General features: G+C 37.5%; 16 protein-coding genes and 1 pseudogene. 4 read left to right on the forward strand and 13 right to left on the reverse strand.

Annotated features, from left to right (window positions below; genetic code table 11):
• Positions 1-11: 11 nt before the first annotated feature.
• From J655_RS08660 to J655_RS08675, 4 genes are read right to left on the reverse strand one after another with little or no spacing between them, the layout of a single operon-like run.
• On the reverse strand, positions 12-719 hold the full coding sequence (locus tag J655_RS08660) for a PqiC family protein (protein ID WP_032052267.1): 708 nt from the start codon (positions 717-719) through the stop codon (positions 12-14).
• Complete coding sequence (locus J655_RS08665; RefSeq protein ID WP_032052268.1) at positions 709-2,376, reverse strand: intermembrane transport protein PqiB; 1,668 nt, start codon at positions 2,374-2,376, stop codon at positions 709-711. The genes J655_RS08660 and J655_RS08665 overlap by 11 nt, the downstream gene beginning before the upstream one ends.
• Positions 2,377-2,383: 7 nt before the next feature.
• Positions 2,384-3,193 carry a paraquat-inducible protein A gene (locus J655_RS08670; RefSeq protein ID WP_032005373.1) on the reverse strand — a complete coding sequence of 270 codons (810 nt, stop codon included), beginning with the start codon at positions 3,191-3,193 and terminating at the stop codon, positions 2,384-2,386.
• Entirely contained in the window at positions 3,190-3,798 is a 609-nt protein-coding gene (locus J655_RS08675; protein WP_032005371.1) for a paraquat-inducible protein A, read from the reverse strand. The genes J655_RS08670 and J655_RS08675 overlap by 4 nt, the downstream gene beginning before the upstream one ends.
• Positions 3,799-4,097: 299 nt before the next feature.
• On the opposite strand from J655_RS08675, the gene J655_RS08680 reads away from it, so the two are divergent.
• From J655_RS08680 to J655_RS08690, 3 genes and pseudogenes are all read left to right on the forward strand, one after another.
• The gene (locus J655_RS08680) at positions 4,098-4,307 is read left to right on the forward strand and encodes a tautomerase family protein (protein WP_032005369.1); all 210 of its coding nucleotides are present in this window, start codon (positions 4,098-4,100) and stop codon (positions 4,305-4,307) included.
• 599 nt (positions 4,308-4,906) lie between these two features.
• Positions 4,907-6,593, forward strand: a pseudogene (gene aspT / locus J655_RS08685) (aspartate-alanine antiporter).
• 56 nt (positions 6,594-6,649) lie between these two features.
• Positions 6,650-8,248: a bifunctional aspartate transaminase/aspartate 4-decarboxylase gene (locus J655_RS08690; protein WP_002116631.1), complete on the forward strand. Its 1,599-nt coding sequence runs from the start codon at positions 6,650-6,652 to the stop codon at positions 8,246-8,248.
• Positions 8,249-8,339: 91 nt separating this feature from the next.
• Here the strand turns inward: J655_RS08690 and J655_RS08695 are convergent, their stop codons facing one another.
• Positions 8,340-8,894 carry a TetR/AcrR family transcriptional regulator gene (locus tag J655_RS08695; protein WP_032005365.1) on the reverse strand — a complete coding sequence of 185 codons (555 nt, stop codon included), beginning with the start codon at positions 8,892-8,894 and terminating at the stop codon, positions 8,340-8,342.
• Positions 8,895-9,571: 677 nt separating this feature from the next.
• Positions 9,572-10,663 (reverse strand): DUF6670 family protein, encoded by a 1,092-nt coding sequence (locus J655_RS08700; protein WP_032052269.1) that lies wholly within the window; start codon positions 10,661-10,663, stop codon positions 9,572-9,574.
• Between the two features lie 412 nt (positions 10,664-11,075).
• Between J655_RS08700 and J655_RS25395 the strand changes: the two genes are divergently transcribed.
• Positions 11,076-11,309 (forward strand): hypothetical protein, encoded by a 234-nt coding sequence (locus J655_RS25395; protein WP_032005361.1) that lies wholly within the window; start codon positions 11,076-11,078, stop codon positions 11,307-11,309.
• A gap of 33 nt (positions 11,310-11,342) precedes the next feature.
• Here the strand turns inward: J655_RS25395 and J655_RS08705 are convergent, their stop codons facing one another.
• The 7 genes from J655_RS08705 to csuAB form a co-directional block, all read right to left on the reverse strand.
• Positions 11,343-11,864 (reverse strand): hypothetical protein, encoded by a 522-nt coding sequence (locus tag J655_RS08705; RefSeq protein ID WP_032005360.1) that lies wholly within the window; start codon positions 11,862-11,864, stop codon positions 11,343-11,345.
• A gap of 113 nt (positions 11,865-11,977) precedes the next feature.
• Positions 11,978-12,997: a Csu fimbrial tip adhesin CsuE gene (csuE, locus tag J655_RS08710; RefSeq protein WP_032005358.1), complete on the reverse strand. Its 1,020-nt coding sequence runs from the start codon at positions 12,995-12,997 to the stop codon at positions 11,978-11,980.
• The gene (csuD, locus tag J655_RS08715; protein WP_032005356.1) at positions 12,994-15,492 is read right to left on the reverse strand and encodes a Csu fimbrial usher CsuD; all 2,499 of its coding nucleotides are present in this window, start codon (positions 15,490-15,492) and stop codon (positions 12,994-12,996) included. The genes csuE and csuD overlap by 4 nt, the downstream gene beginning before the upstream one ends.
• Positions 15,489-16,322, reverse strand: coding sequence for a Csu fimbrial biogenesis chaperone CsuC (gene csuC, locus J655_RS08720; protein WP_152684064.1), 834 nt, complete (start codon positions 16,320-16,322; stop codon positions 15,489-15,491). The genes csuD and csuC overlap by 4 nt, the downstream gene beginning before the upstream one ends.
• Positions 16,316-16,834, reverse strand: coding sequence for a spore coat U domain-containing protein (locus tag J655_RS08725; protein ID WP_032005352.1), 519 nt, complete (start codon positions 16,832-16,834; stop codon positions 16,316-16,318). Before J655_RS08725 ends, csuC begins: the two co-directional genes overlap by 7 nt.
• Before the next feature lie 4 nt (positions 16,835-16,838).
• Positions 16,839-17,387 (reverse strand): spore coat protein U domain-containing protein, encoded by a 549-nt coding sequence (locus J655_RS08730; RefSeq protein ID WP_032005350.1) that lies wholly within the window; start codon positions 17,385-17,387, stop codon positions 16,839-16,841.
• Positions 17,388-17,460: 73 nt separating this feature from the next.
• Positions 17,461-17,997, reverse strand: a complete 537-nt coding sequence (csuAB, locus tag J655_RS08735) for a Csu fimbrial major subunit CsuAB (protein WP_031968794.1) — start codon at positions 17,995-17,997, stop codon at positions 17,461-17,463.
• Between the last annotated feature and the right edge of the window lie 424 nt (positions 17,998-18,421).

The following is an 18,421-nucleotide window of genomic DNA, read 5'->3' on the forward strand; positions in this document are numbered from 1 at the left end:
AACGATGCGTTTTACGAACAAACTCCATTGCTAATAACCGATTTTTTGTTTGAATCTAGCGCCACAATTGAAGAAGAAACCGTATTAATGATTTGAGTCATCGCTTCACTTGAAGCATTCACAATACCTTCCATCTTTTTAGCTTTCTGATCAATCGGCTGCTTAAAAGCAATTCGACAATTGAGCTGAGATCCTGCATTCGTGATGACTTTTGCATTATTTGACTCTAATTGAGTGGGCGGTATTTGACGCTTCACTACCCAAGACACCGCAATATTAATATAGCTTTTATCTACAATATCAAAATGAGAAAAGTCTGTAGAAACTCGATATAAAGGCTGATTGTTTCCAGCTAGCCCACTGCTATAACTGTCAATTGCCCCTAATTTTTGCTGTAAACCCGCCGACAAGGTATCGCGTAATTGCGTACCCATGGTTGATGTCCAGCGCTCATTGTTTAACACCGTAGACTTACCACTACTGTCTTGGAGTACCAAAGGCGCACGGTCCAATCGGTCTGGAATCCCGACGGGTAATACCTCAATCACCTGCACAGTTGATTTTGTAGCCGCAGTAATTTTAGGGGACATCGTATAATAATTTGGCGTTGGCGAACTCGAACATGCCGTCATGGCAACAGCCGTTAAAAACAGGCCGCTCCCAAGCAGCCATTTGGCTGCTTTAGGATGTTGAAAAGATAGAGTGTTTTTATTTTTCATCATCGGTCTCTGGTGTCTTACCACGAATAATTGATTCAGGATGTTGCTCAATATAGTCTGCCATTAACTGTAATGAAGCAGCTGCACGTGTCATTTGCTGCAATGCTTTACGTACGTCTTGTTGTAACGGCGCATCGCTCGACAAAATAGACTCTGACGATCTTACAGTTTTACGAACATCGTCTAAGGTTGCTTGTAAACCAGGTGCAACTTTTCCATCTAACTGTTTAACCAGTTTGTCGGTAGACTCAATGGCTGTGTTCATATTGTTGAGCGTTTTACGTACATCTTGCCCAATCTCAACTAACGGGAATTTAGTTAATTTATCAGCAATCTGAGAAACTTGTGCTTGTAAGCCACTCAATTCAGTTGGTGTAGTTGGAATCACCACACGGTCATCACTCAAAATTTGTAATGTGGCTGGCTTAGCTTTAGGGAACTTATCTAGGGCAATATAGTTTTGGCCCGTGAGAAGGTTGCCTGTTCTCATTTGAGCACGCCATCCATGTTCAACAAAATCTTTGAAAATATTGCTGTTTGGATTGAGTGCCTGTCCATTCTCCACGCGTGACGGATAAATAACCGCCTCAACACGCATACGAATCTGCTTATAGTTGTTATAAAACTCTGCATTAATCGATTTAACATTACCAATTTCAATGCCCATGAAATCAATTGGTGCGCCCACAGACAGTCCACGTAATGAATGATCAAAATACATGATCACACCACGAGGTTGCCCATCCGGTTCTTTTAATGCCTCAGTTTTCGAATCCCACAGATTAAAGCGACTATGATTTGCCGCTGTGGTAGCACGCGAACTTTCAGGAATTCCAAAAGCAATACCGCCCGCGACAATACTTGCCAGCGATTGAGTATCTAAACTAAATCCTGAAGCATTTAAGCTCACATCAATACCACTCGCCTGCCAAAACCGTGCGTCGGTGGTGACAAACTTATCATATGGTGCACGGATAAAAGTTTGTAGCTCTACAGTTTTACCATCGTTAGACAATTTATAGGCTGTAATTTGGCCCACATTAATTCGACGATAATAAATTGGAGAACCGACATCTAAAGACCCCAAGTCATCTGCATTTAAGAAAAATTCTTTGCCCGGTACATCGGAAGTAATCACTGGCGGTACTTCTAAGCCAGTAAATTCAAGCTTTTTCTCTTCCGACTTACCACCATCCACTTCAATATATGAACCTGACAATAATGTGTCTATTCCTGAAACCCCACTCGTCCCAATCCGTGGTCGCACGACCCAAAAGCGTGAATCTTTTGCGGCAAAGTTACTCGCATCTTTACGCAAATCAATTCTGGCAATCACATGTGAACGGTCTTCTGAAAGATCAATCTGCCGTACTACGCCAATATCTACCTGTTTATAACGAACCGTTGTTTTACCTGCGACCAATCCCTCAGCCGTCCTAAAAGATACGTCAATGGTCGGGCCGTGAGACAAGAGCGCTTTTATCGCTAATGAAAGCGCGATTAAAAGAGCAACCAATGGAATGAGCCAAATTAAAAGAGGCTTCCACCGACTTTTCTTTTCTTGGGGTTCTGGCAAATCATTCACGCTATCCAGTTCAACATCTGGATCACGACGATCTGAGTTACCAGGGGTTATTTCATTTTCAGACATACTCATTGTTCTTTTATTGACTGGGATTAATGGAATCATTATTCAACGGCGGGTGTTCAGCCTGAATAATCTTGGTTTTGTTTGAGGCAAAAGTAGAAGGTTTATTTGTATTTTGAGATGCGTAGAAGTTATCCCAAATAAGTCGTGGGTCAAAACTTAAAGATGCAAACATGGTTAGCACTACAACTGCACCAAAAGCGATCGAACCCGGCCCTGCTAAAATCGTAGCAAGCGACTGAATCTGAATGAGCGCTGTTAAGAGTGCCACCACAAATACGTCAATCATTGACCAACGGCCGATAAACTCGACAACTCGATATAATTTAACGCATTGCTCAGGTAAAAACTTCCAAGCTGACGATTGTTGAAGATATACCGCCACCAATAAAAAATACAAAATCAGTAGCTTCAACATGGGAATAAAAATACTGGCCATGAAAATAACCACCGAAACCAGATAGTCTCCACTTTGCCAAAAGTAAATGACCCCACTCATGATGGTATCTTGCTGGCTACCCAACAGTGAGTCAGTCACCGTCATTGGAAGTACATTGGCGGGAATATAGAGAATGGTCGCAGCCACCACTAAGGCAAAAGTTCGATTTAAACTCGCTGGTTTACGTGAGTGCAGCACGCTATTACAACGAATACAACGTAACACCTGATGGCTTTGGTTGAGTCGTCTCTTTTCATTTTGAGCAGAATTTACAACCCCACAGCAATGACACACAATTAATGAGAGATCTTTGGCTCTTGGATATTGCTTAAGCATTGACCCTTGCTGCGAGATTTGTGTTTGGGTCACATTTTTTATCGTTTTCATGGCAGTGACCTATCAATTTCGTTCCATATATCACTCACCTTTATGGAAGTAATATAGACCAACAATACACTTAAAATCGCAAATGCCCATAACGCAATCTCGGGAATCACCAACACCATTCCCATTAACTTCACAAGCGTGACCAAGATTCCAATTAAGAAGACCTCAACCATTCCCCACACTCTCATAAAATAAAGTGTACGTAAGGCAAATACTAAAAATGTGGGTCTTTTCTTCAATACGCTTACTGTGCCCAACACATAGGAGAGTAATAAAAGATAGGAAAGTGGCACAATAAAAGTGGTGATTAAAATAAGAATGCCAACAAAAGCCCGATCATAATGAAACATCACCCAGACCGCACCCAGTAAGGTGGTTTCAGAGATGTTGCCCTGCAATTCAATTTTTACAATAGGAAAGCTATTGGCAATAATAAATACAATTAATGCCGTTAAGATTAAAGCCAACAGTGTCGAAAAAGGTTTGGTGTGCCGATAGAGTTCAGCACCGCAGCATAAGCAATAAGCTCTTTTTCCATAAGCAAGCGGGGTTCTACGATAGACAGTATCGCATTCCTCACAACCTGCTAATTCTTTAAGCTTCATAGTTATACTCTAAGGTTTATCATTTTACTGTGTCACACAAAGCTCTTTTTATTACTAAGATAAATTAAAATATAAATCAATCTAAAAGCTATATCAGACAATGTAAATTACCATGACTACTGTTCAATATATTGTTGAAACTACTAAATAATCTGTACGTATTCGGTGATCAAATCAAAATAGTTTTATAAAGTCAAAAACTTATGCTCAAATAGCACACTTTTTCACCCAAGTAGCTGAGAGCGTAAAATGACTAGACTCTCACTATTGCTTAACATCTCCCCCGCTCTGAAAAATTTATGCTGCTGTACATTACTTCCGGTAAACCCAGAACAGCTCAGCAAAAATCAGATTTAATGCAGCATGGGACAGCACAACTCCACCAGGAACTTAATATTCCAGAGCAAGATGTCATGTTTGTGATTGGGCAAAACAGTGCTGAAGATTGGTGCTTTGGTCATGCACAGCGAGCAGATCTTTACTTAAAAATGTTAACTTCGAAACAGTAATTCCAAAGTTTTAAATCACTATAAGCCACTATTTTCAAGGTAATAAATATTTTTAAATATCAAGCTTCGATAACCAGAAGCTTTTTATTTAAAAATGAACACGGTTCAAGTTGATTTTATGTTTTTCTTTAAAATAAGTATTATTATGAAGATTTATTTAAATGTATTCCAAATATATTAAAAATTAATTTATGCGACACAATTATCAAAAAATTAATTTTAAGTAGATTGTTTTTTAATTTATATAAAAATTAGGACCAGCCTAACAATTAAAAATTAATCACTTAAATATCAATAAACTAAAAACTTTTTTTCAAGATTAGATATAAGCAAGACGCTTTAATTTCATAAAATATTCTTTATATTATTGTAAATAAATTTTAACCATTATTAAAAAATTAATAGTTGATTTAAATACTCAGAATTACCACCACCCCTTGGATCACAAGCATTTTAAACTCATTAATTCTTATAATTAAACTTAAGAAAACCACCAAACTTAAAGGTTTGCTTAAGTAATTTTCATATTGTATTTTAAAAATGAAAAATAAATAAATTTATATATTAAAGATAGATCTAATAATAAAAGTGAGATCAAAATGATTGAATGGTTACAAGGTGTTTTAAAGCACAGCCCCGAAATATTATTGTTCTTATCACTCGCAATAGGCTTCTGGATTGGACAATTCCAGTTTGGAAAGTTTCAGTTTGGCGGAGTCGCAGGCTCCTTACTCGTCGCAGTTGTTTTAAGTCTTATTGGCGTACCTGTCGATAACGGCGTTAAAGCAATTTTATTTGCTCTCTTCATTTACGCAGTCGGCTTTGAAAGTGGTCCACAGTTTTTTTAAATCACTGGGTCCACAGTCCATAAAAGAAATTTTATTAGCAGTATTCATGGCAGTGTGTGGTTTAGTCACTGTTTTAGTAATGGCTAAAATTTTTCATCTCGATAAAGGCTTGGCTGCGGGTCTCGCTGCGGGCGGCATGACTCAATCAGCGATTATTGGGACTGCGGGAGATGCAATTTCTAGACTCGATCTCCCACTCGCAGAAATTCAAAGACTTCAAGCAAATGTCGCGATTGGCTATGCGGTCACTTACATTTTCGGTTCATTGGGAGCAATTATTGTCTGTGTGAATATCTTGCCTAAATTTATGGGTAAAGAAATTCACGACGATGCTTTAAAAGCTCAGAGTGAGCGGCTAAAAGGTGCTTTTGAACTCGCACCAGGCCAAGAACTGGCAATGCCGGAAATTGTGGGTCGTATTTATAAAGTTAAACAAGCCAATGGGCAAACTATTGCGGAAATTGAAGCAAAAGAGCCGAGTATTACGATTGAACGGTTAAAACGTAAAGATCAGTTTATTGATGTCGCTCCCGAGCTAACTTTACAAACAGACGATGTCATCTTATTGGTTGGTCGCCGTGCCAGTGTGGTTTCAGTTGCCGAGCAAATCGGTAGCGAATTACAGTCATCGCAAGGTATGGAAATGATTATGGATACCAGTGATGTCATCCTAAGAAATTCCAAATATCTCAACCGCACCTTAGGAGACATTAAGGCCAATACGCCTGCGTATTTAAAGCACGGTATTTATGTACTTGCGATTAAGCGTAAGGATGAGCCACAACCTTTAAGTGATGACACTGTTTTACGACAAGGCGATGTGGTCACCGTATACGGAACAAAAAGCGACCTCGACCGCTTGGTGAAAGAAGCAGGTAAAGCCCTACCTGAAAGCTTAAAAACGGACTGGATTTTCCATGGTGCAGGCCTTGTGGTTGGTTTGGTGATTGGTCTTTTTGTGATTCGTTTAGGTGATGTGCCTTTAACTCTTGGTGCGGGTGGCGGAGCTTTACTATCAGGTCTTCTGTTTGGTTGGATTCGAAGTCGAAATCAAGTGCATGGCAATATGCCTTTAGCGGCTTCACAGCTTCTTAAAGATTTGGGTCTTGCAGGCTTCGTTGCTGCCGTCGGCTTACAATCAGGTTTACAAGCTATTCAAACCATTAAAGAAAGTGGTCTTTCACTCTTTATGATTGGAGTTGTGGTAACACTGGTTCCTCTCCTACTTTCCATGCTCTTTGCTCGTTATGTTCTGCGTTATGACAACGTTGCAGTAATGGCAGGGGCACTATCTGGGTCACGCAGTGCAAACCCTGCATTTGGTGCAATTTTAGACAAAGCAGGAAACTCGATTCCGACCGTTCCATTTGCAATTACCTATGCCCTAGCAAATGTGTTCTTAACCTTACTCGGACCACTGATCGTAGGCTTGGCCTGATTTTATACATTGAATTAGAAATTTTATTCATCTCACTATAATTAAGGAGACGTCCCATGGGGAAAGTCGATTATTCTAAATACGCAAAACTCAGCCCATTTGAACTAAAAGATAATTTAATAGAATTAGCTCAAAGCAGAACTGACCGAATGATGCTAAATGCTGGGCGTGGTAATCCAAACTTTCTTGCTACCATCCCACGTAGAGCATTCTTTCAACTGGGTTTGTTTTCTGCGACCGAATCCGAATTTTCATTTTCCTATATGCCGGAAGGTTTAGGTGGCTTCCCGCGCCCCGTTGGACTCCAGTCACGTTTTGATAACTTCATTTTGGAAAACCGTGACAAACCCGGTGTAGTCTTTTTAGGCAAAGCCGTGTCTTATGTGCGCGACCAGTTAGGTTTAGACCCAGATCTTTTTTTACTTGAAATGGTTGAAGGGATTTTAGGCTGTAACTATCCAGTACCAGACCGAATGCTTCGAGTGAGTGAAACAATTATTAAAGAGTACGTCTTAAGAGAAATGGGCGTACAAGGCATGCAAAAAAGAGACTTAGATTTGTTTGCGGTCGAAGGCGGAACAGCCGCAATGGCCTATATTTTTAACTCATTAAAAGAAAATAAAATTATCAAAAATGGCGACCGTATTGCCATTGGTAGCCCTATTTTTACACCATATCTTGAGATTCCAAAACTCAATGACTACCAGCTTGAAGAAGTATTGATTGAAGCCGACCCTAAACTCGGTTGGCAATATCCAGAGTCGGAGCTTAGAAAGTTAGAAGATCCGTCTATTAAAGCATTCTTTTTAGTCAACCCAAGTAACCCACCATCGGTGAAAATGAGTGATGAAGGACTTGCGATTTTGGCCGATATCGTCAAAAAGCGCCCTGATCTGATTATTTTGACCGATGACGTTTACGGTACGTTTGCAGATAACTTCAAATCACTATTTGCGATTTGTCCTGACAATACAATTTTGGTTTATTCATTCTCTAAATACTTTGGTGCGACTGGTTGGCGACTTGGTGTCATTGCACTTTCAAATAACAATGTGCTTGATAAACAAATTGCAAACTTATCGAAAAAAGAGAAGAAAGAGCTTGAAGAGCGCTATTCATCTTTAACTACCGACCCAGCAAGCATTAAGTTTATTGACCGTTTAGTTGCCGATAGCCGAAATGTTGCTTTGAACCATACCGCTGGTCTGTCTACCCCACAACAAGTTCAAATGGTTTTATTTGCACTATTTAATATGATGGACTCACGCCAAAGCTATAAAAAAGCAGTTAAATCTGTTGTTCGTGAACGCGATGCAGCACTTTATAGACAGCTTGGCGTCGAGGTTCCAACAGATCCAAATGCTGTGGACTACTACACCCTAGTCAACCTTGAAAACACATCACGGACTCTCTATGGAGATGAGTTTGCAGATTGGGTTATGAAAAATAAAAATCCGACCGAGCTATTATTTAGAGTAGCAGATGAAACAGGTGTGGTTTTATTGCCGGGTTCTGGCTTCGGTGTGCAGCACCCTTCTGCTCGTGCATCTTTAGCTAACCTGAATGAATACCAATATGCTGCAATTGGTGATTCTCTAAGACGCTTTGCAGATGAAGCTTATGCAGAGTATTTAAAAACTAAAAAAGGCAAATAAACACCTATATACAGTGAGGCTCTAGCAGCCTCACTTTTTTCTTTCTGTTCTTTAATTTGCTATTTCAGCTTTTGAATGTAAAAGGTTCGATTTAAGCATTTACCTTTAAAAAGTAATCTAGCAACTGATCAGGCTCTTCATTTTGGCGTGAACCTAAAAGTCCAAAAATCGCACCATCAATCATAAATACAAAAATATCCGACTCTTCATACGTAGCCCTTTTTTTAGATTCTCGCAGAACCCAGAAAATTTCATTTTTAAGCCATCGCCTATAGCGAATTGCGGTTTGATATGCATTTGGATAAAGCTGTTTAATTTCAAAAATCGCTTTAAACAACAGGTAATACGCCCCTTTTAAGTCCGCATGTAAAAGGTAAATTTGTCTAAGCGTAAGAGACAAATCTGGATATTGACAAGATTCACTTATCGCTCTCACTTTTTCTTTTAAGTGTTCTTTTTGAACCAACAAACACATTTCAATTAATCTTTCTTTGGAGTGAAAGTAGTTGTAAAAAGTAGCTTTAGAAATTTTAGTCTCACTAACAATTCGGTCCACCCCGACCTTGTTGAAGCCGTATTGTTTAAATAAATCTGCTGCTGTGTTAAGCGTTCGCGTCGCTCTAAATGAAACTTCTAAATTTTTCATGTTTACTGCTTAAAATAATTTTTTGTTGTAAATAGAAGAGATAGAAATGCCGTCACTCTTAAAATGAGTGCTAAATACAGGCATGCAAAAACCGCACAATAATGGTGTGCTCACCTATCTCTGGTTTATTGTTGCTATGTTTTAGTCGTAACGATTCTTAAGGTATAGAAACCTAAAGTCGGTTAAATCGTTTTAAAGACTGTTTAAGCGGTATGGATAGAAAGAATTTGGCAAAGGTTGCCAACGAGAGAGAAGAAATAGTACGCATAACGGCGGACTCCTTTTGATTTAGAAGAGTCTTACCAATTACTGCTAAATAATGGTGGCAAGACTAGAAGGGTTAGCAGACTGGTACAAAAGGAAACCAGCACACCCGAAGGTGTCCCTCCTAGCCTCACCATAAAGGCGTGACTTAAGAGAACGCACAAAAACCAAAACAGCATTGTTGTGCGCCTTTTGTAGACGGTCTGCTAAAACCGACTGGCAATGTAGGCCAGCAGGCAAAGGATAGTGCCCAACCCTATTTCAGTCAAGCACACAAAATGACATCTGTTTTAAAATAGATCATTAAAAAGTAAGGATAAATAATTAAAATCTATTGTTAAATTGAGTTTATAAAACAGATATTTTCTAGTTCGCTTAAAGCTGTAGATAAACAACTAAGTTTTAAAACGATTTTATCTTCGGTCAATATATTCCAGATAGCCCCTTCCTACTAATGGCTGATCATAGAATTCGCCTTGCCATGCATACGAAGAAACGAAACCAGCAGCCAATCCAAAACAATATGGAGTGTCTACTTGTGCTGAAATATCTAAAACCTTTTGATTGTTGTGATAAGCAGCCCAGCGAAAAGTATTTGGTAAATTCATTGGAAAACCATCAGGTGTAATCTGTGGTTCTTCTTGAAGACTGGTTACTTCAAAAAGTATATCACCGTTGTATTGAATTGATGTTCCATCAATATGACGATAGTAAACAGAAGTCAAAATGGGTTGGTCTTCATAGCAAATAAAAGCCAGTAATAACTGCTGTTCATGGTCAATATTAATAACTTGATAGCTAAAGACTTTTACAGGAAGTTGAATATTCTCAACTAACCATTTGTTTTTGAGCATTGAGGTCGCTACAGCTTTCCAAGACTCAAGCGTACAAAGCCCGTTAATACTCTCACTATTGCCTTTTTGTTTAATGTAGCCGTCATAATGCATCAAGACACTAAAATGCTTATAAAAAGCACTATAGGCAAACCATGAAATAGCTTTGGTAGGCTTTAAATGAAGTTCTAGTTCTAAATCTTCTCTTTTAGTAATTAATATAAATCCATCACCATCCTCATGCATGACACTTTGATTGTCAAAATTAATCCCAAAAGGGGTTTGGTTAAACTTGATATCATTTTTGATTGAAAATGTTCTGTAGGCCTCAGGCGTTGTCGATAATGCTGTTCCATGTACCAAAGAAGCTGTATCCCCTTTTCCATCTTTAGACATTTGATAGTTGGTATCTGTAATCGTAAATCCAAGATAACCTAATACCGAAGCCCAAGATAAATATCGAAAGGGTTCAGGTAAGTCAGGAATCATGACCCCGTAATGTGTACTACCAAAGCGCTTATAAAGCGTATGAGGACTGAGTTCAAACTCTTTTGGCAATGTTGCTTGTCGCTCTGGTGTAACAGCTCCCAACAATGAGCCTGAAAGTTTGGCAACCTTTTGATTGGCTTTGGCTTTAAAACTCTTTGGTAATCTATCGCTTGAGATTAACATTTTTAAGATCCTTTATTTTTATCTACTTAAAAAAAGAAGTTCCATATTAGAACTTGATAATTTGCAATTGAATGTTAATAAAGGACATCTTGATCTAAGCAAATGCACTAAAACAAAAAAGCCAACTCTTTCGAATTAGCCCTAATTACCTCACGACCACGTCTGTGAAAATTGCTTTTGATTTTATTGTTCGCAACAATCTTCATCATTTTTGTTATGAGTCTAAATTAGCCTTTCTTTATGACATTTCGATTAAAAAAACATCCAAAATCTCTCCTAAACAAACTTCATACATAAAATATGTGTTTTAGAGAACTACATCACAATTTATATAGCTGTACATTTTAAAGGCATATTCCGCTAAACGAGTAAGTCTATTATGCTTAAGTCATCTAATTGTTAAGTATGTATGATGGAACAGCAAACTTTATTACAAGAACTGAACTCACTCATTGAATACTACTCAAAAAGAACCGATTGCCCGCCTACTCGAATACGCATCGGCTATAGGGCTTATGCAAAATTGATGCAGTGCCCGCCTTTTGCAGATGAAGTGATGAATTCAGCCCTAGATCCAAATAAGCGAAAATATAAAAAGTTAAAAATTAAAATTACGAAAGATGATGACCAATTAGAGCTTGAGTAGTTATATGTTGTGAATATCTCAAATTAGTTTGTATTAAACTGAGAAATTTCTTTTTATGATTTCTACTTCTTCCGCTGTAATATTAGTTAAATGTATTGATGAAAGTTCCTTATTAGAGTTAAAACCAAAATATAATTCTTCATTTTTAAAGTAATATACTGATTTTTCAATATTTAAATAAGTTAAAACTAAGTAATCTAAACCTACAATTAATTGTAGTTCATAATTAAAATCATCTCTAAATATACTTGAATAATCCTCAGATATATTCCACTCTGAAACATCAAATTTAGGTAGGAAATTTTCCACAGGAAATGGAATTTTATATTTATTATTGTTTTTCAAAATGTTACTAGAATTTATTGATACAAGAGTAATATTAATTACTTCGCCAGTGTTACTTAAACCTAGTTCAAATAAACAAGTTTTTCCATTTCCACATCGCCAGTATAGATCAGCTAATCCACTATCAGAGAACTCAATAGAAAAAGGAATGTATGAATCTATGTTAGTCAGTACATGTTTAGGCTGCTGCTTATCAGACATAACTAACATAGGTGATCCTTATCAATCTAAAATTAAATCCTAAAATAATTATTTGATTGTAAGCTATTTTTCAAGACAAAAAGCCCATTAACTGAGCTTTTATCTTCTATATAAAACAGCTTTTAAAACTCGACTTGTACCGTGACCGTATCTTGATAAGTTCCCGCTGGTACCGTGTCTGCGTTTTCATCCACAATTTTTGTAGTAAACACATAATTCTGCTGAGTTACTCCATTATGTACGCCTGGGTTAATCGTTGCATTTAAACTCGACCAACGCTCGTTACCGCTTCCCCATCGATCATTCGATGAGTTCTTGAAAATATCGTATTTTAAAAATGTATTACCCGTTTGCGACTTCATAGCTCGTTGGTCGCCATTTTGCGGGGAAAGTCCATTGTTTAAACTGACATAATACGGCGTATTCACAGAACATCGTATTCCCATAGATGACTGAACAGGTTCAAGCTTGGACGCAAACGCTGCTGTACCAAAGTTTACGTCTTGAGCTAAAATTCGACAGTCCGGAAGTACAGTAATTGACAGTGAACCAAGCGAGTCTGTTCCAGTTCCCCAGTTAAAACCGATACCCAATACCCCGCGTTTAAACCCTGGGCTTTCAAAGAATATACCGATTCCGGCAATAGCAACCCCTGGTACCGAATAGAACCATTTTACTTTTAACGGTGAATCAGCCTGATAAACACCAGGTGATACGCTTTGCCCAGCCGGAAGGCGTATATAAAAAGGCAAATTACCATCTGGCCCGCTAAAAAGATTGACCAGTGTAAAGCTACTCATGTCTTTTTCTTGGCCTAAACTAATGATTTCATTGTTACTATCTAAAATAACAGCATTGAGCTTTTCTCCGGTTTGAGCATTGGTAAACGAATTCGACATTTGTTCAACTCGATATTTTAGATATGTCATGTTTGCTAAAGCCAGACTAAAACCCGTACATGACAAACCCGAATTAAATTGTGAAGAATTCTCACCGTTTTCCATTAGGTAAATAGACGGAACCGAAATAGTAGATGAACCGGAAGCACTCACACTACATGCAGCATGAGCCAAATTTCCAGCCAACATCAGTCCAGAAAACATACATAAATGGCTGAGTAATTTTTTTGTTTTTATTTTCATGGTAAAGATACCTCATGACACGTAACAGGCTTAACCACCACAATTTGTTGCTTGGCTTGTTCTACATCTACAGAAAAATCTGCCTTACATACGCTCTGATCTGAACGTTGAACAGTTACGGTATTGTTCGCTTTTAAATTTTCTAAATAGACAATTCCATCCATTCCCACATAAGACGACTCTTGGTCAGCTCTATGCACGACTGAACCAACAGGCATAGGTTTTCCGTCTGCTTGAGTTAAATAAACGTTGGCAGCAATAGACTGATGAACTGGGAACTTAATCACAACCCCCGAGCCGCGTTTAGCAGCAATACGTTGTTCAACTTGCGTGATTGTAAAGTTTGAAGGTAAATCGATTGGGTCGACGCTGTATTTACCCGAATAATAAGGCGTCACCGATGGCACAAAAATATGGCCTTTTTTATTACTACGACCAATTAAACTGTTTTCGTATCTAACCAAAACATCTGGTACTTGGTTGGTATCGACCAATGCAAAAGAATCGCCTAAACGGTTTGAAGCAAATATCTCACCCCCCATATAAATAAGTGAACCAGATAGACCAAACCAATAGTTATAGTCATGGTTTCCAGACATACCAAAGTCGGTATTGATATAACCATTGCGGTAATTGACACGTGCCTGATTTAAATCTTCACTATTTTCATTAAAGCGTCGGGTCAAGTCGACACCCACACCGCCCTCAGACGGCACAGAACGGTTGAAATTAACATAACCCGTATCGCCCTCTTTATTAAATGCATAACCCGAGTTCACAGTCGCGTTTCGTTGGAACAGTGGTATCGAAAGCTGAAATGCAGCACTCCACTCTTTTTCGATAAAGTCACGGTTGGCACTTAAGGAAACGGTCACACCATTCATATAAGTCGGTAAAACAGGTGCCCATGACAAGTTTAAGAAGCGGTTTTTAAAGTCATTCGCCTTAGTATTAATATAACCGACGCCAAATGTGCCTGAGTTTTTGGTCGCAAAGTAAGTATTGGCCGTTAAGCTTTTATTGCTATTGACCGAAATTAAATTGCTATATTGCAGCCGTGAAAGATCGGTATATTCATCATCGCGCTGGTTATGGTTAATACTAAAACCAAACCGATTACGGTTATAGCTGTACCCGACCGTATATTGATTACCCTCTAAATCTTTAGCTCGATCTTCAGACATAGACTTATCGGCCTTACTTTGACTAAAAGAAGCACTCAGCACACCTAAGTTTGCAAGCTTGAGTACAGACCCTGCACCCAATAACTGTAAGTCTGAAGAAAGTTCTGTACGACCTTCTACGGTAAACCAGTCATTGACCCCATAACGGGCATCGGCTGCACTTGCAAATTTTCCATAAGAAAAGTTCTTAAGTCCGTAGTCTTCACGGATTTTCCCTAAAGACAATGAGTAATCAAATAAGCCGGGCTTGAGCAAAGTATTAGAAATATAAAATGGGACCGCTGTTGTAACCTGACGCCCGACTGCATCGGTCGTGACCACAACAGCTTCCCCTTTACCATTAATAAAAGGAACATTGTTTAAAATAAACGGCCCAGACTGTACCTCTGTTGAACTGGTCTTTTGACCATTAATAATTAAATCGACTGTACTTGGCAACGCGGCTTGCCCAATAAACTGTGGCAATGGATAGGTAATTAAATCGGGTCGAGTTGAATAATTTCTCTGTACCTGAAAACCACCTAGACGGACAGAGCTTCCCCAAGTCGTTTTACTACCGGTAATAATGTCACCTAGTACAAAAGATGTAGCGTTATTTTGGTTATCAAATTGCCAAGATGTGTCATAACGACGATAGCCATCATTGTCTAAAGACTCGGAGTTACCTTCATTTTTATATTGATTTTTGACATAGACACCAGAGTTTTTAATAACCCCTAACGGAGAGAAAAAACGCTGCTCAGTAAATAAACTACTGGTTGAACCACCTTGATAGGGTCTATAAGTATAAAAATCATAGTTATTGAGCAGCCCTATACCAGACTGAGCAACGACAGGCTTATACCATGAGTCTTTACCTAAAACTTGAGTCGGCATCCAAGCAGGTGGAAAGTTAAGCTTAAAATATTGGTTTGATGATTGATATTCATAGCTTACATCTTTCAACTTATCTAAAGATATCCAGTCACTTGCATCACCACTAAACCCCAAAGTTAAGATATCTTGATTGGTTAAAGCGGTCTCGTTGTTTGTCAGTAGCTCCTGAGGAATTTGAATTTCTAACTCATCGATCAGCTTGTTTTTTTGTATGAAGTACTCATCATTTTTAACGATGACAGGCACAACCTGCTGAACTGAATATTGGTTTACAACCAAGTCTAGATATAGCTTAAACAATTGATTAATTTCGTTAATATCTTTTGGTGGTGGAGGCAAATCGCCAGCAACAGCAATATTTGGAATATTTAAGCATCCACCCGACAACAAAATTAGTAAAATACTTTTGCATAAATTATTATGCCGAAGGATCATGTTGGATCCTCCATTTTTGTGATTTCGATCAACTCTTGTTTTATGCCAGAGCTATCAACACCATAAATTTTAGAAGTTTTTAACAATTCATTTGCAGTCGACTTATCAATAGCAAACTTCACGGTACTATTCGATAAAACATAGCCAAAAGCAGCTTTCCCTAAAGAAATATCATTGCCAGTTTTTGAAGTTTTAAGTGCCGAAAGACGCGCAAATTTCTGTCCATTATTTTTTAAATATAGCTCAGACTGGCCTTTGTCATTGTTGCGGACGGACCACTGTAAAACGGGTTTGGCTAAAGGATTTTTTGCATTCGCTTTTTGGCTCTCTTCAGTTAAACCACTACCAATACCTTTTCCATAGGCAAATAACGGAATTGAGTAACGCATTTGGAAACTCACTTTAGAAGCGTCTTGCTCGTTTCCATCGGAAAGGCGAATCGGTAACTCATCTACAATCAACCGATATGACTGTTCTTTGCCATCTGGCAAATTGGCGCTTTTGGTTAAACGAAGCATATGCTTCTCACCTGCTTTAATTTTAGCTACAGGCGGGCTTGGTATAATTTCGGATTGCTCATTATAGTTATCTTTTAAGCCATCTTGATTCCATTTAAACACCCGAATTTGCACCATCGCATCGGTCTTACCGGTATTTTGAAGCCAAACCGCTGTTGCTTTTTCATTGGCTTCAATTTTTGGATAAATAGGCCAAATTAAAAAAGTTGCTTGCGCCATCACAGGTGTAACAAGTGATAATGTACTTGCAAATAAAAAAGATTTTAAAATGCCATTTTTAATAAATGCAGAATTGTTCATACAAATCACCATGTAATCATTATTGAAACAGTATCTTTATAAATTCCAGCAGTATGTGGTTCATTATTATTTTCTAAATCAACGACACCATATATTTCAAAATTTGCCAGACGGTTTGTAGGTGTTGTGGCAGGTAATAAATATTTATTACCGACAACATATTCAGTAGACAAACTGCTAGAGTTATATAACTTATAAGGCAAATAATTCGAAGATGAACCATTTTTCATACGTCTTATATTATTCTGTAGATTTTCACCACCATCTATAGAAATACTAACAGGCAAGCTTTCAGTACAACGAATATTCCAAGATTCTTTGCTATTTATAATATTAGAAACGACTTTATCTTTTGATAAAGCTGAATATTTACCAAAATCCATTTTCTGTTCGATATTATCTATTGAGCATCCATTTTCAATTTTAGCCTGAACTTTAAAACTAGAATTTAATTGAGGATCTACCGCATATACAAATGGACTTACAGATAGCAATAATATTGCTTTAAAATAAAAATATTTCATTTTCTTAAAACTCAATTGTAATTAGTACTATATCTCTATACTCACCCTTAGATATACGACCACCATCGTGTATGGCTTGACCAAAAATATCGATATTCTTTTTAGTATTCATATCATTAAGAATAAAAGCATCATTCGCTCTAATCACTTGTTTATCTAAACCATAGAGCAAGTTATAAGCAACAAAATCTCTACCATTACTTAATGCATGATAATAATTTTGTGAAAAAGACGCAGGAACTTTACTATCATTATTTCCAGAACCAAATATTATTTTTACAGTAGAAATACCAGCACACTGTATCTGTAAACCAGAGTTTCCATTATTCATCAAACTTGCGTCGATCACCCCATTAAAACCAGTTGAGGTTTCACCAAAATCAACAGTTCCGAAATTTAAATTTGTCGCATTATTTTCAACAACTTTATTATTAATAGAACAAGAAGGTAATAATTCAATTTGATTTGTTAACTTAGCTCCAATTTCACCCGCATTTAATGAAGAAATTAAAAAATAAGAAATTATAAATATAGAACCGCGATTAAATATCATCTCCCCTCCATTTAAAACAGGTTCACTCGCTTTTAAGTAAACCTGCCACTCAATCAATTATTTCTTTTTATATTTAGAAATTTACAGTAACTAATAGAGTATCTTTATAATCACCTTGGGCTTTTGCTGTGCCAGTGTTTGGAGCAATTGCACCGAAAATTGGTACCGCTGTAGCTTGGCCACTAACTGTAGTGAACTGTTGTGGCTGGGTTACAACATAAAGGTTTGTACGAGCAGCATCGCGGTAAACGTTATATGCAACTACATCAGCAGAAGCAGTATTTTTTAAAGTACGGTCTGTACGTTCACCACCATCAATTGCAACTGTAAAATCAACAGGATCCGTACCGTCACAAGTCACAGAAATATTACCGCCTGTTGCTGCTGAAGCGACTTCAGCTGTTAATACGTTGTTCCAAGTACCAGAAGTTTTACCAAAATCTAAAGTACCAAACTTGTTCATATTCCCTTCAGTTTGACTACCACCTACAGTACAGCCTGTTGAGATATTTAATTTAACGTCAACCTGTCCAGTAACAGCCGCTTGAGTATTTACCGCATAACCAGCAACTATTAATGCTGCAAGAAGTGATTTCTGAATGTTTTTCATATTCATAACCTACATATATAATGATTAGTTTTGTAGAACAAAATGAATCAAACTCAATAAATAAAATATGTCCACTTTGTTTTATATATAAAACAAACTACCTTTTACTATTGTGTGATTCTTTTCACAATTTAATAACAATTATTTAACTTGTATACACACATTACAAAAAGACTATGTTTACTTATTTAAAATTCTTTCTTTAACAGTTAAAAAAACACCTAACTAAATACCCACCCCTACTTTAAAAAAAAGTCCAAGAAATAGAGAAAATAAATATCATCTATCAAATAAAAATTAGTCAATATTTATTCAAATACAATAATTTATAGATTCAATAAAATCATAAGAAACTCATTATTATTTAAACAGGTCACACGACCTATTTTAACTATTACTTAAGAGACAAAAATAAGTCACACGA

Origin of the sequence: Acinetobacter sp. 1294243, from assembly GCF_000588015.1 — a bacterium.
GTDB classification, from domain to species: Bacteria; Pseudomonadota; Gammaproteobacteria; order Pseudomonadales; family Moraxellaceae; genus Acinetobacter; species Acinetobacter pittii.

Bases quoted from the DNA above. Each gene is read 5' to 3' on its own strand.
- J655_RS08660 (WP_032052267.1), bottom strand. From the start codon at position 719: ATGAAAAATAAAAACACTCTATCTTTTCAACATCCTAAAGCAGCCAAA.
- J655_RS08665 (WP_032052268.1), bottom strand. From the start codon at position 2,376: ATGAGTATGTCTGAAAATGAAATAACCCCTGGTAACTCAGATCGTCGT.
- J655_RS08670 (WP_032005373.1), bottom strand. From the start codon at position 3,193: ATGAAAACGATAAAAAATGTGACCCAAACACAAATCTCGCAGCAAGGG.
- J655_RS08675 (WP_032005371.1), bottom strand. From the start codon at position 3,798: ATGAAGCTTAAAGAATTAGCAGGTTGTGAGGAATGCGATACTGTCTAT.
- J655_RS08680 (WP_032005369.1), top strand. From the start codon at position 4,098: ATGCTGCTGTACATTACTTCCGGTAAACCCAGAACAGCTCAGCAAAAA.
- J655_RS08690 (WP_002116631.1), top strand. From the start codon at position 6,650: ATGGGGAAAGTCGATTATTCTAAATACGCAAAACTCAGCCCATTTGAA.
- J655_RS08695 (WP_032005365.1), bottom strand. From the start codon at position 8,894: ATGAAAAATTTAGAAGTTTCATTTAGAGCGACGCGAACGCTTAACACA.
- J655_RS08700 (WP_032052269.1), bottom strand. From the start codon at position 10,663: ATGTTAATCTCAAGCGATAGATTACCAAAGAGTTTTAAAGCCAAAGCC.
- J655_RS25395 (WP_032005361.1), top strand. From the start codon at position 11,076: ATGGAACAGCAAACTTTATTACAAGAACTGAACTCACTCATTGAATAC.
- J655_RS08705 (WP_032005360.1), bottom strand. From the start codon at position 11,864: ATGTTAGTTATGTCTGATAAGCAGCAGCCTAAACATGTACTGACTAAC.
- csuE (WP_032005358.1), bottom strand. From the start codon at position 12,997: ATGAAAATAAAAACAAAAAAATTACTCAGCCATTTATGTATGTTTTCT.
- csuD (WP_032005356.1), bottom strand. From the start codon at position 15,492: ATGATCCTTCGGCATAATAATTTATGCAAAAGTATTTTACTAATTTTG.
- csuC (WP_152684064.1), bottom strand. From the start codon at position 16,322: ATGGTGATTTGTATGAACAATTCTGCATTTATTAAAAATGGCATTTTA.
- J655_RS08725 (WP_032005352.1), bottom strand. From the start codon at position 16,834: ATGAAATATTTTTATTTTAAAGCAATATTATTGCTATCTGTAAGTCCA.
- J655_RS08730 (WP_032005350.1), bottom strand. From the start codon at position 17,387: ATGATATTTAATCGCGGTTCTATATTTATAATTTCTTATTTTTTAATT.
- csuAB (WP_031968794.1), bottom strand. From the start codon at position 17,997: ATGAAAAACATTCAGAAATCACTTCTTGCAGCATTAATAGTTGCTGGT.